Annotated in this window: 15 protein-coding genes; 14 read left to right on the forward strand and 1 reads right to left on the reverse strand. The window is 40.2% G+C overall.

Annotation, left to right across the window (positions count from 1 at the left end):
• The first annotated feature begins 78 nt into the window (after window positions 1–78).
• The 8 genes from AAV97_RS08955 (at window position 79) to AAV97_RS08990 (ending at window position 8,717) form a co-directional block, all read left to right on the forward strand.
• Window positions 79–516, forward strand: coding sequence for a GNAT family N-acetyltransferase (locus AAV97_RS08955; protein WP_046760383.1), 438 nt, complete (start codon window positions 79–81; stop codon window positions 514–516).
• Window positions 517–686: 170 nt separating this feature from the next.
• A complete protein-coding gene (gene rsmH, locus AAV97_RS08960) occupies window positions 687–1,610 on the forward strand; it encodes a 16S rRNA (cytosine(1402)-N(4))-methyltransferase RsmH (RefSeq protein ID WP_009587168.1) in 924 nt (307 codons plus the stop codon).
• Window positions 1,610–1,942: a cell division protein FtsL gene (locus tag AAV97_RS08965; RefSeq protein ID WP_004825406.1), complete on the forward strand. Its 333-nt coding sequence runs from the start codon at window positions 1,610–1,612 to the stop codon at window positions 1,940–1,942. Before rsmH ends, AAV97_RS08965 begins: the two co-directional genes overlap by 1 nt.
• Window positions 1,943–1,951: 9 nt before the next feature.
• Complete coding sequence (gene ftsI / locus AAV97_RS08970) at window positions 1,952–3,787, forward strand: penicillin-binding protein PBP3 (protein ID WP_005034358.1); 1,836 nt, start codon at window positions 1,952–1,954, stop codon at window positions 3,785–3,787.
• Window positions 3,788–3,794: 7 nt separating this feature from the next.
• On the forward strand, window positions 3,795–5,303 hold the full coding sequence (locus tag AAV97_RS08975) for a UDP-N-acetylmuramoyl-L-alanyl-D-glutamate--2,6-diaminopimelate ligase (protein WP_046760384.1): 1,509 nt from the start codon (window positions 3,795–3,797) through the stop codon (window positions 5,301–5,303).
• Window positions 5,304–5,312: 9 nt separating this feature from the next.
• Window positions 5,313–6,722: a UDP-N-acetylmuramoyl-tripeptide--D-alanyl-D-alanine ligase gene (locus tag AAV97_RS08980; RefSeq protein ID WP_042089097.1), complete on the forward strand. Its 1,410-nt coding sequence runs from the start codon at window positions 5,313–5,315 to the stop codon at window positions 6,720–6,722.
• Window positions 6,722–7,840 carry a phospho-N-acetylmuramoyl-pentapeptide-transferase gene (mraY, locus tag AAV97_RS08985; RefSeq protein ID WP_046760385.1) on the forward strand — a complete coding sequence of 373 codons (1,119 nt, stop codon included), beginning with the start codon at window positions 6,722–6,724 and terminating at the stop codon, window positions 7,838–7,840. The genes AAV97_RS08980 and mraY overlap by 1 nt, the downstream gene beginning before the upstream one ends.
• 73 nt (window positions 7,841–7,913) lie before the next feature.
• Window positions 7,914–8,717 (forward strand): putative RNA methyltransferase, encoded by an 804-nt coding sequence (locus tag AAV97_RS08990; protein ID WP_005034349.1) that lies wholly within the window; start codon window positions 7,914–7,916, stop codon window positions 8,715–8,717.
• Between the two features lie 59 nt (window positions 8,718–8,776).
• Here the strand turns inward: AAV97_RS08990 and ponA are convergent, their stop codons facing one another.
• Window positions 8,777–11,317 carry a penicillin-binding protein PBP1a gene (ponA, locus tag AAV97_RS08995; RefSeq protein WP_046760386.1) on the reverse strand — a complete coding sequence of 847 codons (2,541 nt, stop codon included), beginning with the start codon at window positions 11,315–11,317 and terminating at the stop codon, window positions 8,777–8,779.
• Window positions 11,318–11,480: 163 nt separating this feature from the next.
• Between ponA and AAV97_RS09000 the strand changes: the two genes are divergently transcribed.
• Genes AAV97_RS09000 through aroK form a run of 6 tightly spaced genes read left to right on the forward strand, consistent with a single transcriptional unit; the run spans window position 11,481 to window position 17,227 of the window.
• Window positions 11,481–12,539, forward strand: a complete 1,059-nt coding sequence (locus AAV97_RS09000) for a pilus assembly protein PilM (protein ID WP_009587163.1) — start codon at window positions 11,481–11,483, stop codon at window positions 12,537–12,539.
• Window positions 12,539–13,180 (forward strand): PilN domain-containing protein, encoded by a 642-nt coding sequence (locus AAV97_RS09005; protein WP_004825390.1) that lies wholly within the window; start codon window positions 12,539–12,541, stop codon window positions 13,178–13,180. Before AAV97_RS09000 ends, AAV97_RS09005 begins: the two co-directional genes overlap by 1 nt.
• The gene (locus tag AAV97_RS09010; RefSeq protein WP_004825387.1) at window positions 13,177–13,929 is read left to right on the forward strand and encodes a type 4a pilus biogenesis protein PilO; all 753 of its coding nucleotides are present in this window, start codon (window positions 13,177–13,179) and stop codon (window positions 13,927–13,929) included. The genes AAV97_RS09005 and AAV97_RS09010 overlap by 4 nt, the downstream gene beginning before the upstream one ends.
• On the forward strand, window positions 13,926–14,456 hold the full coding sequence (locus AAV97_RS09015; RefSeq protein ID WP_005034344.1) for a pilus assembly protein PilP: 531 nt from the start codon (window positions 13,926–13,928) through the stop codon (window positions 14,454–14,456). The genes AAV97_RS09010 and AAV97_RS09015 overlap by 4 nt, the downstream gene beginning before the upstream one ends.
• A 20-nt stretch (window positions 14,457–14,476) precedes the next feature.
• Window positions 14,477–16,648 (forward strand): type IV pilus secretin PilQ, encoded by a 2,172-nt coding sequence (gene pilQ / locus AAV97_RS09020; protein ID WP_046760387.1) that lies wholly within the window; start codon window positions 14,477–14,479, stop codon window positions 16,646–16,648.
• Between the two features lie 36 nt (window positions 16,649–16,684).
• Window positions 16,685–17,227 (forward strand): shikimate kinase AroK, encoded by a 543-nt coding sequence (gene aroK / locus AAV97_RS09025; protein ID WP_046760388.1) that lies wholly within the window; start codon window positions 16,685–16,687, stop codon window positions 17,225–17,227.
• Window positions 17,228–17,245: the final 18 nt, after the last annotated feature.

Consider the following 17,245-nt stretch of genomic DNA (forward strand, 5'->3'; position numbering starts at 1 on the left):
AGAACCTCCTTAAGGAGGTTTTTTTATTCATCAATGAATAGGTTAGACTCAGTTCAAATTGAACAATAACTTGAAATTATGTGCATCCAAATCAGACTGGCGGTAGCCAATGACATTGAAACAATTTTTGATATTCGAACCTCAGTCAAAGAGAATCATTTATCACGAACAGAATTGACTGAGTTAGGTATTACGACAGCAACCATATCTGAGTTAATTCACAGTTGTTCTTGTGTTTGGGTTGCTGAATTGAATGATCAGGTATGTGGATTTGCAATAGCAGATCAAGATGAGGGAAGTATTTTTGCAATGTTTGTTTATCCCGATTTTGAAGCAAAGGGCATTGGCACAGCATTACTTAAAAAAGCGGAAGATTTTTTATTTCAATATTTTCAAGAAATTTGCTTGGAAACTGATGCAAGAAGCCGTGCTTGTACGTTTTATGCTCAACATGGTTGGCGAGTCGTTGAACATTTTGAAAATCATGACGTGAAAATGATGAAGCAAGCACGGTAACTTTGTAGCATTGCTTTTGTTGTTTTTTCGCCCTATTTTTTGTTTCAAACACAGGAAAAACGGTTTTCTCTATAAAAAGTAATATTTCCCTACAAAAAGTCGTTTGGAGCTTTAACAAAACAAGGTAATAATGTGCAGTTACTTTTTTTGCTTAAACTGAAACTCTAATTATGTCTCATATTTCTGTATTACTACATGAAACTGTCGATGCTTTACTTGCAGGGCGCAATACAGGAATTTACGTGGATGGGACGTTTGGGCGTGGCGGTCACACCCGTTTATTGCTCTCTAAGTTGGATGAAAACTCCAAAGTATATGCTTTTGATAAAGATCCTCAAGCACTCGAAGTGGCATATCAGCTTGAAAAAGAAGATCCTCGATTTAAAATTATTCATGCAAGTTTTGCAGATTTACAACAAGAATTGAATCAATTGGATATTTATCAAGTTGATGGAATTATGGCAGATTTAGGGGTGTCATCACCTCAGTTAGATCAAGCTGAACGTGGTTTTAGTTTTATGCATGATGGACCACTTGATATGCGTATGGATAATTCTCAAGGGCAAACCGCTGCTGAGTGGTTGCTGGATGTTGAAGAAGAACATTTGGCGAATATCATCTTTCAATATGGTGAAGAACGTTACAGCCGTCGTATTGCCAAAGCGATTAAACAAGCCGGTTATATTGAAACCACAGGAAAATTAGCAGAAATTGTTAAAGTTGCGCATCCAAAGTGGGAAAAGAATAAGCATGCGGCAACACGAACTTTCCAAGCCATTCGTATAGAAATTAACAAAGAGCTGGATGATGTACATACCTTTTTACCTCAAGCCGTAGATTTGTTAAAATCAAATGCACGTTTAGCCGTGATAAGTTTTCATTCACTTGAAGACCGAATTATTAAGCAATTTATTCAAAAAGAATCAACTTTAGCAGAAGATAATGGTTGGGGATTACCGCAAAAAGTACAAGATACTCGTCGACTGAAAAAAATAGACAGAATTCGTGCCAGTGAGGAAGAAGTCAAGATGAATCCTCGCTCACGTAGTGCTTGGCTCCGGGTTGCAGAGCGATTAGAACAAAAAGGCGCATAATGAAACAAGAAATTATAGAAGAATCAAGTCGTAAACTAGCTGTCAAAAAAGCAATTGTTTATGGTCTTATGGTTGCCGCAGTACTGATCAGCGCTTTTATGGTGGTGTTACAAGTTTTTGCTTATCGTCATGATTTTCGTGATTTAAATAGTTATATGCGTGAGCGCGAAGATATCAATGCAGAGTGGGGGCGTTTGCTCATTGAACAACAGACATTTGGTGCGACAGCACAAATTGGTACGCGTGCAGTAACGCAACTCCGAATGTATTCACCGCCAGCTGCACAAACAGTTGTCATTTCATTACCAAGTGAATCAGAGCAGAAGAAGTAAGGCATCTGTATGGTAGATAAGCAAACTAAACAGACTCGGCAACCGCGTAAAAAGCAGCCGTCCATTACCCAGAAAAGTACCGCATCTATCGATATGTGGCGTTTTTATCTTATGTGGGGCGTGGTTCTACTATGCTTTGTAGGTCTGGTTGGTCGTGCATTTTATGTGCAAGTAATTAATAAAGACTTTTTGCAAAATAAAGCCAATGCCAATATTTTGCGTACAGAAACGTTGAAAGCCATGCGTGGTGTGATTAGTGATCGCCATGGTGTGCCTTTGGCGATTAGCTCTCCGATCATGAAAGTGGTGATCGATCCACGAGAGTATTTTGAGACCAAAAAGCAATTTGACACCATCACAGCTGAATTACAAAAAACGCCAAATAGTCGAAAATTGAAACGTCAGTTACCGGATGAAAATTTAAATTTAGATGAATTGGCTGATGCGGTAGGCATTGATCGTGCAGATTTAAAGAAACGTTTGAATGAACGTCCTCGCTCACGCTATTTGGTGTTAAAAAAAGAAGTTCCACCGCCTCAGGCAGATTTCATTACCCAGCATAAATTTGCAGGGGTGTATGCTGAGAAAACCTATAAACGTTATTATCCACAACCTCAACCCAATGCTCAGATTATTGGTTTAACCAATAGTGAGGGAACCGGGATTGAAGGCTTGGAGATGCAATTAAACTCACGTCTTGCAGGTGAGGATGGTGAGCAAAAAATCTCACGGGATAAGCACGGTAACCGTATTAGCACGCCAGAAGTGGTCAAAGAGGTTAAAGCAGGCGAAAATATCACTTTAAGTATAGATTCACGTTTGCAATATATTATGTATCGTGAGTTGACTGCTGTAGGTGTGGCAAACAATGCGCGCTCTGCATCTTCAATCGCTGTAGATGTTAAAACGGGCGAAATTTTGGCAATGGCAAGTTGGCCATCTTATAACCCCAACGATAAGAATGGTTTAAATAATAAAGATGCTATGCGTAACCGAGGGGCAATCGACATGTTTGAACCCGGTTCGACCATGAAGCCTTTTACGATTGCTGCTGGGTTGGAAAGTGGTCAATATACGCCAAATACTGTAGTTAATACCAGCCCGGGTTCAATGCGTTTAGGTTCTCATACCATTCGTGATACGCATAACTATGGTTCACTGACTGTTACTGGTGTGATTATCAAGTCATCTAACGTGGGCTCTGCAAAAATTGCCTTGTCTTTGCCGAAAGAAACGTTACCTAGCTTCTTTAGAAAGGTCGGTTTTGGTCAGCGTTCAGCGGTGAAATTCCCAGGTGAAAGTAGTGGTTTGGTGCTTCCTCCTGAGAAATTGAATTCATCGCAAATCGGCACAATGGCTTATGGTTATGGTCTAAATGCGACGATTTTGCAGTTGGCACAAGGCTATGCCATGTTAGCCAATCATGGTGTGGAATATCCATTAAGTCTCTATAAACTCAATGACCAGCCCAAAGGGAAGCAGGTCTTAGATCCTAAAATTGCTGATTCAGTTTTATTGATGTTAGAGCAAGTGACTATGCCAGGCGGAACCGCAAAACAAGCCAATATTCCAGGTTATCGTGTTGGTGGTAAAACAGGAACGGCACATAAGCTGCGTCCTGATCATCGAGGTTATTCAAATACAGAATATCGTGCATTATTTGCAGGTGTCGCGCCGATTAGTGATCCTCGATTAGCGATTATTGTGGTGGTGGAAAATCCTCGTGGTCAATATTATGGTGGTCTGGTTGCAGCACCAGTTTTTGCTCGAATTATGCAAGAGTCTTTACGTTTAATGAATGTGCCTTTGGACAAGCCGCTTGAAACGGCAAAGGCGACGCGATAGGTAAATCATGATGATTAATTTTCAAGACATTTATCACAATGGTCGTGATCAAGACCATATACAAAGTTGGATGTCTGAGCCATTTAAGGGTTTCTCTCTAGATAGTCGCTATGTTCAGCACGGACAGATTTTTATTGCATTAACCAGTTATTCTCAACCTGAAAAAACACGACAGTTTGCTCAGGCGGCTTTGGATAAAGGTGCATTGGCAGTGATTAGTGAAACGGACTTAGGGATTGCACCAGCATTGGTTTGTCCTCAAGTTCGCAGATTGATGGGACAATGGCAAAAACAATATTTACAAGCAACAACACCTGTACAAGCGGTACGCGTTTTGGCTGTCACTGGAACCAATGGTAAAACAACGATTTCGCGTTTGGTTGCTGAGTTGTTGACATTGCAAAATAAAAAATGTGCGGTTATGGGGACAACAGGTAATGGTATTTTACCGCACTTGGAAGCGTCCTCGCATACCACTTTAGATGCTTTGCATTTACAAAATCTAATGCATGATTTTGCCTTACAAGGTGCTGAATTTGCTTCAATCGAAGCGAGTTCTCATGGCTTGGAGCAAGGGCGCTTGAATGGTTGTGATATCGAAATTGCTGCCTATAGCAATTTAAGCCGTGATCATTTGGATTATCATGGGACACTTGAAGCCTATGCTGAAGCAAAATCTTTATTGTTTAAATGGTCTTCGTTAAAAGTCGCAGTTATTAATATTGATGATGCGCATGCTGATTTGATGATGAATGCTGCGAGCAGTAATCTGTCGCACCCTAAAGTATTGACTTATTCGACTTCTAAAGCTGCTGATTATCAGGTCTTTGGAATTAAATACAGCTTGGATGGTGCAGTTTTTCACTTAAAAACAGCCAAAGGCGAATTTACTGTACATAGCCCATTGCTTGGGCATTTTAATATTGAAAACCTTGTGGCAAGTTTAATTGTCGCTGAGCAAGCAGGCTTTGATTTAAAACAGTTGATTGAACAAGTACCAAAGTTAAAAGGCGCACCAGGACGAATGCAAGTCATTCGTGATCAGGATCGATTATTTGTTGTCGACTATGCCCACACGCCAGATGCATTAACCCAAGTATTAAAAACTTTAAAGCGCCATGTTGAAAATCAACTTTGGGCAGTATTTGGTTGTGGAGGTGATCGTGATCGTGGTAAACGTCCTTTGATGACCAAAGCAGCATTGGAACAAGCCACCCCTGTGGTGATGACATCAGATAATCCACGCACTGAAAATCCTGAACAAATTTTTGCCGACATGAAACAAGATATCGATTTTAGCCAGCACGAGGTGCATGAGATTCGTGATCGTCGTGAAGCGATTAAATATGCAGTCAAGCATGCCCAAGCAGGCGATATTGTGGTGATTGCTGGCAAAGGACATGAAAACTATCAAGAAATAGATGGGGTGCGTCATTGGTTTGATGATGTTGTTGAAGTGCAATCTGCTATAGATGCGCAACACCATAAAACCAATTCAGCCTATCCAGCTCAGTAGGAATAAACGATGCATACCTCGACGACGAGTACTGTACCTTTAGAGCCATGGTCAGCAACAGAACTTGCTGAAGCAACTCAAGGATATTGGTATTTAGATCAAGTACCACAAGGTGAAATTAAACGTATTTTAACTGATTCACGCCATGCTGAATTGGGTGATGTGTTTTTAGCGCTTAAAGGTGAACGTTTTGATGCACACGATTTTGTTGTGCAAGTGGCTGAAAATGGCTGCCAAATTGCGATTGTCAGCCATCCTGTTGAAGCCAATATTTGTCAGTTGGTTGTTGAAGATACCCGTTTGGCATTGGGACATTTAGGTGCGTATCGTCGCGCTCAGCATCCTCAATTAAAAGTGATTGCACTGACTGGCAGTAGTGGTAAAACCACCACCAAAGAAATGTTGGGTAGTATCCTTACACGTTTAGCTCCGACTTTGATTACTCGTGGTAATTTAAATAATGATCTTGGTGTGCCAATGATGCTCTTGGAACTGCGTTCAGAACATCAATATGCAGTCATGGAGCTGGGTGCAAGCCATCAAGGTGAAATTGACTATACTTCAAACTTGGTACAACCTCAGGTGGCGGGTATTCTCAATATCGGCACTGCACATTTAGGTGAGTTTGGCGGTCGCGATGGAATTTGTCGTGCTAAATCTGAAATTTATCGCCATATTGATCAAACAGGAACATCTATTATTCCTGCGGCTGATGATTTCACTGATACGATTCGTCAAGCTACACAGACAGAACATTGTTTGAGTTTTGGGGATGGTGGTGAGGTTTTTGCAACAGATATTCAGTTGCTTGCACAATCAGCAATATTTACCATCAATACACCACAAGGCTCCAAATTGGTTAATTTGCCTTTTGCAGGTGTACACAATGTACATAATGCAGAGGCTGCAACAGCATTCGCCTTAGCAATCGGTATCGCTTTAGAGGATATTGTTGCTGGTTTAGAGTCTGCACAAGGGGCTAAAGGGCGTCTAAACTTTATTCAAAAAAATAATCATTTATTGATTGATGATACCTACAACGCCAATCCAACGTCCATGCGTGCCGCAGCTGAGGTGCTTGCACAACAGCAAGGAATTAAAGTCATGGTCATCGGGGATATTGGAGAGCTGGGAGATACTGCGGCTCAACAGCATTACATGCTAGGTCGTGATCTCGTTTCAGTGAGTGGTATTGATTTTGTTGTCGCTGTAGGCGAGTTTGCTCCTGCAACACAAGAAGGTGCTCGAAGCACTCAATATGGTAAAAAATTACAAGCTTTTCTGAATCAAGAACAAGCTTTGCCTTTATTATTAAGTTTAATAAAAACACATCAACCCCAGTCCATGAGTTTCTTATTTAAAGGTTCTCGTTATACCCATATGGAAACGTTGATGGCTGATTTGATGGAGAAAGTTTAATGCTGTTTTGGTTATTTCAACACTTGGCGGGTTATGAAAATGCGTTCCAAGTTGTTCGATACTTATCGTTACGCGCATTGCTCAGTGTATTGACTGCACTTGCGATTGGTTGGGCTTTGGGTCCAGTGATGATTCGTAAACTACAAGCACTCAAATATGGTCAAGCAGTCAGTTCGTTTGCACCTGAAAATCATGCCAAGAAAATGGGTACACCAACCATGGGCGGGATTTTAATCCTACTCTCCATTGGGATTAGTACTTTGCTTTGGGCAGACTTATCCAATCCTTATGTGTGGATTGTTTTAATGGTTATGGTGATCTTTGGTGCAGTTGGCTGGGCAGATGACTGGATTAAAGTTCGTTATAAAGACAATGCTGGTTTGCCTGCTAAGAAAAAATTCTTTTGGACATCTGTCGGTTCACTGGGAGCAGGTATTGCATTGTATGTAATTGCAACTCAGCAGGATAACCCTATACATACAGCCAATATGTTGGATTTGTTGATTCCATTCTTTAAGAATTTGAGTATTCCATTGTCTGCAATTCCATTGGGGATTGGGTTTATTATTTTCACCTATTTGGTCATTAATGGTGGTTCAAATGCGGTGAACTTAACTGATGGCTTGGATGGTTTGGCGATCATGCCAATTGTCTTGGTTGCGGCTGGTTTAGGTGTTTTTGCTTATTTGGCAGGTGATGTCCGCTTTGCCAATTATTTACATATTCCTTATGTGAAATATACATCTGAATTGGTGATTATCTGTGCTGCGATGATTGGTGCTGGTTTAGCATTCTTATGGTATAACGCACACCCTGCACAAGTCTTTATGGGCGATGTAGGGGCATTATCCCTAGGTGCGATGTTGGGTACAATCGCAGTGATGGTTCGTCAAGAAATAGTATTCGCGATCATGGGTGGGGTATTTGTTGTTGAAGCGATTTCAGTATTCTTGCAAATCGGATCGCTACGTATGCGTAATAAACGTGTTTTCCTGATGGCACCCTTACATCATCATTATGAAAAGAAAGGCTGGCGTGAGACTCAAGTGGTGATCCGTTTCTGGATTATTACAATTATGCTGGTAGTTTTAGGTCTAATGACATTAAAATTACGATAAGCCAAAGTCAGTTGAAGAAGTCGGCATTTGCCGGCTTTTTTATTGGCTTTTACTATATTTTGTGGAGAATACGATGAATTTATTGATGTGCCCTGTATGCCGTGAGGGGTTAAGCCTATCAGGTCGAACTTGGCGCTGTGTAAATCATCATAGTTATGATGTCGCAAAGCAAGGTTATGTCAATTTACATGTGGTACAACACAAACACAGTAAAAATCCAGGGGATACTGTTGAATCTGTACAAGCGCGACGGGCTTTTCTCAGTGATGGATTTTATGCACCTTTACAACAAGCAATCGTAAAAAAAATTCGAGATTTACGTATTGAAAATCTGTTGGATATCGGTTGCGGTGAAGGCTACTATACTGATGCAATGCAACATGAGGTGATGCAATGTGTTGGGGTAGATATTGCGAAAAATGCAGTACAGGTGGCTGCAAAGCTCAATAAAAAAGTGACTTGGATTGTGGGAACAGGAGCGACATTACCAGTTTTAGATCAATCCATAGATCTATGTACCAGTTTGTTTAGCCCAATCCCTATTGAGGAAATCCTGCGAGTCCTTAAGCCTCAGGCTTATCTCATCGTGGTTACGCCTGCGCCTGAGCATTTGTATGCAATGCGTGAAGGTTTATTTGATGAAGTAAAAATGCATGATCCGCATAAGTTTGTTGAGCAATTACAAGCGCATTTTGATTTGATTGAGCAACCGATTGTGGAAACGACTTTTGAGTTAAATCAAGCACAATTAAAAAATCTGATTGCTATGACACCTTATGCATATAAAGCAAAACCTGAAAAGCGTATGGTTTTAGAACAACAAGCGCAAACTGAATTAAAAGCTGCATTTCAGATGTATATTTTCCAGAAAAAATAGCCAATTAATCGACATAAAAAATGCCATCTATTGATGGCATTTTTTATGATGAAATTTGACTATTGAACTTCGTTAATCAAATTTTCAAGCGAGTCTTGTTCCCGTTTTGCAGCACCTTGATTCATCGCAGGCGGTGTTGCTTTATTCGGCTTTAACGGCAGATCATTACCCTCATCAGGTAAATCATCAAAATCATTGGACGCGTTACGTGTTGGAGCAACTGGAGCTGGTCTAAAGATTGGACGGGCTAAAGGTGGAGATGAACCATAGCTTTCGTTTTGAGTTTGGTCATCAATTTGAGTTTGATGACGTTGTTCACGTGAAATTGGTGCTTTAGCATCTTTATCAAAGTGTACCCAAGCCGATGGCGTGCCTTTTAAAGCTTTATCCATAAAGCTGGTCCAAACTGGAAGTGCAGCAATACCACCAAATTCGCGTCGACCTAATGTAGATGGTTGGTCAAAGCCTACCCAGGCAATGGCAACCAATTTACCATTGAACCCTGCAAACCAAGCATCTTTAGCATCATTTGTTGTTCCTGTTTTACCACCGATATCATCACGACCAATCTTAAGTGCAGCACGACCTGTACCATGTACAATTACATCACGAAGAATATTTGCCATGTCGAAGGCCGACTGTGATTTTAAAATACGTTGGGCTTGACGATATTTACTTTGCTCTTCTTTACTTAAAGATGTTGCTGCATCATCAACACTGAGATTGGCACCTTCAATCACTTCATCATCTGGGGTGACTTCGGCATCAACTGTCTGATTTTTTTGGTTAATACATGGAATACACGCATATTCAGGACTTGCTTCATAGATGGTTTTACCAAAAGCATCTTCAATACGACTGATAAAATGCGGTTGAATGCGATATCCCCCATTGGCAATAGCTGCATAGCCTGTTGCCATTTGTACAGGAAGTACTTGTGGTGTACCTAAGGCAATGGTGAAGTTCCGCGGAATCTGATCTTCTTGTAACCCAAAGTCCATTAGTAATTGTCGTGCACGTTCGACACCAACACTTTGTAGTAAGCGTACAGATACTGTATTACGAGACAAATATAAGGCACGACGTAATGGGATCATGCCCAAATAACGACCATCGGAGTTTCTTGGTGACCAACGACCAATCGTAATTGGGCTGTCATTGACCATAGTATAAGGTGTCATACCACGTTCAAGGGCAAGTGCGTAAACAAAGGGTTTAATGGTGGAGCCTGGTTGGCGCCAACCTTGTAATGCACGGTTAAATTTCGATTGATAGAAGTTGTACCCCCCGACCACAGCTTCAATCGAACCATCATTTGGATTGATAGCAATAAGTTGACCTTGGACTTTCGGGGTTTGCACCAAAGACCAAGCCGTTTTATTGTCATTGGGACGTAAACGGATGATATCTTTCACTGAAACAATTTGCGAGGCACGACTGGGTGCACCACCCACAGCGTTGGCATTGATGTATTTTCTTGCCCAAGACATTCCTGACCAAGGGACGGTTACCGTTGAACCATCTTGCATTTTGGCTTCAAAGGTATTGCTACCCACTTTAATTACTTCGGCAGGGTATGTATTGGCATAAGGAATAAAATCTTTGAGTGGCTTGTCATGTGCCTCAGCACCACGCCAACCATGACGACGGTCGTAATCTTCTAAACCTTTTTGTACAGCATCTTCAGCATATTGCTGACGCTGGCTATTAACAGTTGTATAGACTTTATAACCCGAATCAATCGCTTGTTCACCAAACTTTTCAACCAATTCAGCGCGAACCATTTCACCGACATAAGGAAATTTATTGCTTAAACCGCGATCTGGCATGCTTAAGTTAATCGGTTCAGCAACCGCTTTTTCATATTCAGCCTGTTTCAAATAGCCTAGCTGAAGCATTCGTCCCAAAATCCAGTTACGACGCTCTAATGCACGTTCAGGGTTTACAACAGGGTTATATTTAGAAGGCGCTTTAGGCAAACCAGCAATCATCGCCATTTGTGCAATACTGAGCTGATCTAAGCTTCTGTCATAGTAAATTTTTGCTGCAGCAGCAATACCATAGGCATTTTTACCTAAGAAAATTTTATTGACATATAAAGATAAGATTTCTTCTTTGGATAAGTTTTGTTCTATTTTTCGGGCTAAAAATACTTCAGTCAATTTACGCTTCAAAGTACGTTCAGGTGATAGATAATAGTTCTTGGCAACCTGCATGGTGATGGTCGAACCACCTGTCTGTACATTTGATCCAGTCACACTTTCACTCAATGCACGACCTAAGCCCTTAAAGCTGATTCCGCTATGTTCAAAGAAAGATGAATCTTCGGCAGCAAGGAAAGCATGAATGAAATGCGGCGGAATCTGATCGTATTCCACAGGCACAGAAAGCTTGCCACCATATTCAGCAATTAATTGATTATCTGCCGAGTAAACTTGTAAAGGTTTTAATAATGGCGCTTTTTTTAAAGAGCTCATTTCTGGCAGAGATGGGGCAATATATAGGTACATTCCATAAAAGCCCATCGGAATTGCGACTAAGATAATAATAATCAGCAAAAAAAAGGGATGAATATGACCTGAACAAGATAGCTTTTTCATAACAAGTAAGTTTTAATAATAGCTAATGGCAAACTAATTGTGGTCAGTATAGCTTCTCATGTGATGGATTGTTAGATGGGATATTGTATCTGTAAAAAATTAAGACCAAATACAGCTAGTTTGTGTTATTTGTTGGGGATAAAAAAATAATAGGAAATGTATCGTGCTTAGACTATATCGTAAGCAAAATAAGGGGTTGGTAGGAGTAGATATTAGTTCTACTACTGTAAAAATTTTAGAGCTCTCTGTTAAGAACGGTCGTTACTGGGTTGAAAGTTATGGATTAAGTCCGCTGATTGATGGGAGTGTGGTTGAAAAAAACATTCTCAATCCAGAAGCAGTTGCAGATGCATTAGAGCGAGCAGTCAATCTTGCTAACCCTCAATCGCAAAATGTAGCTGTTGCTGTACCTACTTCTATGGTGATTCATAAAATCATAGAAATGGATGCAGATATGTCCGATGAGGAAAGAGAAGTTCAGATTCGAATGGATGCTGAACAATATATTCCTTTTCCTTTGGATGAAGTGAGCTTAGATTTTGAAGTATTGAATGATAAGTTAGCCAATCCGAATCGAGTGAATGTACTTTTGGTGGCGACACGTGCTGAAAATATTGAGTCTCGTGTTGAAGTTCTGGAAATTGCAGGCTTATCTCCTAAAATTGCAGATGTAGAAAGCTATGCCATAGAACGTGCATTCGATGTCTTTTCAGATACTTTACCTATCGGGGTTAATCTTGTTGGGATCTTAGATATTGGTCATACCATGACCACATTGTCTGTGATGCAAAAAGGTAAGATTATTTACACGCGTGAGCAGGTGTTTGGGGGCAAACAACTGACACAAGATGTGCAAAATCGTTATGGTTTATCTTATGAGGAAGCAGGTCGTGCCAAGAAAGACCGCACCTTACCCGATGATTTTGAAACTGAAGTGTTAATGCCGTTTTTAGAAGCTGTGGTCCAGCAAGCAGCACGTTCATTACAATTCTTCTTCTCCTCCTCACAATTTAATGAGATTGATCATATTTTGCTGGCAGGCGGAAATGCAAATATCCCTGGGCTGGCAAAATTATTACAACAAAAACTTGGTTATCGCGTCACCATTGCAAATCCATTTTTACAAATGGGTTTTTCACCACAAATTGACTTAAGAAAAATAGAAAATGATGCACCATCACTTATGGTTGCATGTGGCTTAGCGTTGAGGAGTTTTGATTAATGGCAAAGATTAACTTACTCCCTTGGCGTGATGAGCTAAGAGAACAGAAAAAGAAGCAATTTGTGGCAATCTGTGTGGGTGTCGCATTGATTGGATTAGCAACTGTGTTATTAGCATGGTTTTATTTTGATCATAAACTTGAGGATCAAGAACAAGCCAATCAGTTGGTAACCAGTACCAATCAAAACTTAGATATGCAATTAAAAACTTTAGATGGATTGCAAGAGCGTCGTAATGCCATTATTGAGCGAATGAAGTTGATTCAAGGTTTACAAGGACAACGTCCTGTGATTGTTCGCTTGGTTGATGAATTGGTTCGTGTCGTTCCAGCACAAATGTACATCACGAAATTCAGTCGTGTTGGGGATAAATTTACCATCGAAGGTAAAGCTGAAAGTCCGAATACCGTTGCTGAATTATTGCGTGGTTTGGAAGCTTCTGAATGGTATAGAAATGCCTTTATGAATTCGTTCCTGGCTGCAGAAGAAAATAAAAATCAAGCACAAACATCCGTGATTCCTCGAGTAGAAGAGTCTTATGGAAGCTTTGTGGTCACTGTAGATTTAGGGGAAATCGCTTCTGTAGCAGATGATAGTGCAACAAAGGCTGAACAAGTTCCAGCTGCTGGGGGTGCGAAATGAGTCGTGAAGATTTTGAGCAATTAGATTCATCAGTAAACGATGCTCCAAAAAAGAATAAAATGACAGTTGAGAAATTTTTTCAACAGTTCAATACTTTGGATATGAACAACTATGGTAGTTGGCCGCTATCGGTAAAAATTACTTGTTGGATATTTTTGTTCTTTGTGGTTTGTGCAATTGGCTATTTTCTTGCGGTGAGACCGAAGCTGGATGCAATTGATCAGGCACGCACAGTTGAACAGAATCTACTGAATGAATTTAAAGAAAAAGACTCTAAGTTACGAAATTTGCAACAATATCAAGCTCAGTTACAGCAAATGGAAGCTAATTTCAATCAACAACTGGAACAGTTGCCAAAAGAAACTGAAATTCCAAGTTTGGTTGAAGATATTAACGTGACTGGGGTGAGTTCAGGGCTAAAATTTAAAAATATCAGACTTGAACCTGAAGTGAAGCAAGAGTTTTTTATTGAACAACCTATTTCCATTGATGCGACAGGAGACTATCACTCATTTGGTACTTTCGTCAGTAGTGTCGCTGCTTTACCACGTATTGTTACTTTGCATGATTTTACCATTACAGGAACTGCCAGTCAGGATAAAAAATCTGATGTCCCTGTGATTGACTATACCATTAAGGCAAAAACCTATCGCTATATTGGTGCTGATGAACAGAAAGCTCAAAAAACTGTGAATCAGACAAATCCAGCTGCACCATCGACACCACAGCAAGGAGGGACACCACAATGAAAAAACACAATAAAATAATCTGTGGAATCTCATTCACTTTGTTGTTGGTTGGTTGTGACTCTAGGATTGATGCCGTCAATCAGGAAATGGCAAATATTCGTAGTCAAACACCTTTGCCGATTGAACCAGCACCTGTATTTAATCCTGTGCCAAGTTTTAATTATTCTGCACAACAATTGCGTAGTCCATTCTTACCAAGTTCGTTGGCAAATGAATTAAAGGTGATGTCAGGAAAACGAGTGTATCCGAATTTCTCTAGACAACCGCAGCCACTTGAAAGTTATCCTTTAGAGTCGTTGACACTGAAAGGAAGCATGAAGGGCAATGCAGGACAAACGGTAGGATTAATCCAAACACCAGATGGTGAAATTGAACGTGTTCAACTGGGCAATTACATGGGGATGAATCAGGGTCGAATTATTGAAATTACACCGACCCGTATTGATTTATTGGAAATTGTTCCAGATGGTCGAGACGGTTATATCGAAAGACCACGCAGTCTAGTTCTAATTGGTCCAGTGGATTAAAACGGAATAAAGGAATAAAAATGAAAAAGAGTTTGAAAAATATCTTGATTGGGGATGGTAAGTTTATGAATAGTCAACTTCGTCAATTTACTATGGCGACGGTCGCAATTGCAATTACACAAGTTGTAGCAGCACAAACCACGATGACTAACATTGTTCCGATGAAAATACCGGGGCAAGGTACAGAAATTCGTGTCATGTTTAATGGTCTTCCTCCGCAGCCACAAGCCTATCAATTGGATAATCCATCTCGTTTAGTGTTGGATTTTGACAATGCTAAACAAAATATTAGCCAAGCATCTATTCCCGTAGCGAGTGAGGAGGCTTCAACAGTCGATGTCGCTGCAGATGATCAACGTTCTCGGTTAACGGTAAATTTAAAAAATAGTGGTGCTTTTACAACACGTGTTGAAGGCAATACTTTTATTTTAAAAATTAATAATGCCAATCAAGCACCGAGCTTACCGAGTTATGTATCTCCGACGGTCAATAAGCAAAATCAAGGGATTGCTGATATTGGCTTCCAACGTGGAAATACTGGCGAAGGACAAGTAATTGTGAGTCTTTCGGGTGCAAATACCCCAGTGGATGTTCAGCAGCAAGGTAGTAAGGTCGTTATTCGAACATTGGGAAATAAAATACCTACACATTTATTGCGTCGTTTAAATGTCAATGATTTTGCAACACCTGTCTCTAGCGTAGACGCTTATAACGAGGGTTCCAATGGTGTCATCACCATTCAATCATCGGGTAGCTATGAATATATGGCTTTCCAAGCTGAAAATAAATTAACCGTCAGCTTGAAACGACCTGCAGAAAATAAGGTGGCTCGCCCAAGTTCAAGCCAATCTTATACAGGCAAGAAAATATCGCTAGATTTCCAAGATATTGAAGTCCGTCGAGTGTTGCAGTTATTGGCAGACTTTACGGGAATCAATATGGTGGCTGCTGATTCGGTACAAGGCAATATTACCTTGCGTCTGAAAGATGTGCCTTGGGATCAGGCTTTAGATATTATCCTTAAAACAAAGAATTTGGATAAACGCCGTAATGGGAGTGTGATTTGGATTGCGCCTGTAACTGAGTTAATTAAAGCCGAAGAGGATGAAGCAAAAGCATTAGCGCAAAGTGTAAAATTAGCACCTATTCAAACAGAATATATAAATCTAAATTATGCAAAAGTTGCTGATGTCTTGAAATTATTAGAGGACTCTCGAAATCCTAAAGGTGCTCAAGCGAATGGGACAAGCAATACAGATTCTTTGGCCTTGGAAAGTTTATTGAGTTCAAGAGGCAGTGCAGTAGCTGATATACGAACAAATACACTTATTATTAATGATACTGCGAATAATATTGATAAAGTTCGTAAAATGGTTGATCTCCTTGATGTTTCAGTAAAACAAGTAATGGTTGAAGCACGAATTGTACGTGCTACAACGGATTTCACCAAAGAGATGGGGGTGAAATGGGGTATTTTATCTCAAGGCATCACCAAAAATAATGACCTTTTGGTGGGGGGGAGCGACCAAACGCTTTGGGATTTAAAAACACCTGATGATGAAGGAAAATATACCATTACACGACCTGATAACCTGAATGTAGACCTTGGGGTTACAACAGCTGGAGCAAGTAAAATTGCTTTTGGTTTAATCAGTTTGTCTGATTTTATGTTGGACTTGGAGTTATCTGCTTTGCAATCTGATGGGTATGGTGAGGTGATTTCAACACCAAAAGTCATGACGGCGGATAAACAGAAGGCTAAAGTCGCATCTGGTCAACAAATTCCTTATCAAACAGTATCAACAGCTGGTGGTACAGCAACAGCAACCACATCATTTAAAGATGCGTTATTAAGTCTGGACGTGACGCCAAGTATTACCCCTGATGGTAAAGTACAAATGCAGCTTAATATTACCAGTGATTCTCGAGGTGGTATTGCCCCGAATGGTGAGGTCATTCTGAATAAGAATGAAATCAATACCAATGTCTTGGTGGATAATGGTGAAACTGTAGTTTTGGGTGGGATTTTTGAGCAAGAAAATACCACGAGCCAAACTAAAGTGCCATTCTTGGGAGATATTCCTTATTTAGGGCGTTTATTCCGAAAAGATGCCAAAACAGAGAACAAACGTGAACTGCTAATCTTTGTGACACCAAGAATTGTTAATGACAGTCGTACGAGAAATCATTAATATAGTTTCAATGAAAGCAATTCGATAGGTGACTCCTTGCCAAGCAAAGAGTTTGAAACCCTGCCAAATATTTATTTGGTAGGGCCCATGGGAGCGGGAAAAACAACAGTCGGTCGGCATCTTGCGGAACTGTTAGGTCGTGATTTTTTAGATAGCGATCATGAAATAGAAAGAAAAACAGGTGCATCCATTCCTTGGATTTTTGAAAAAGAGGGTGAACAAGGTTTCCGTACTAGAGAAACCATCGTCATTGATGATTTAACCTCCAAAAAGAATTTAGTTGTTGCGACAGGCGGTGGGGCTGTAACGCAAGCCATGAATCGTGAATATCTCAAGCATCGGGGTATTGTGATTTATTTATATACACCTGTAGAAATTCAATTATTGCGTACACATCGAGATAAAAATCGTCCCTTGTTGCAAGTGGAAAATCCAGAAAAAAAATTAAGAGATCTGCTTAAAATTCGTGATCCATTGTATCGAGATGTTGCACATTATATTATTGAAACCAATCAGGGGGCTGCACGAGACTTGGCAATGAAAATATTGCAGTTGATTGTTTCAAAAGAAATTGTTTAATCGGTAAATTCTTATTCA

It is taken from the genome of Acinetobacter sp. Ag2, from assembly GCF_001005515.1.
In the GTDB taxonomy this organism is placed as follows: Bacteria; Pseudomonadota; Gammaproteobacteria; order Pseudomonadales; family Moraxellaceae; genus Acinetobacter; species Acinetobacter bereziniae.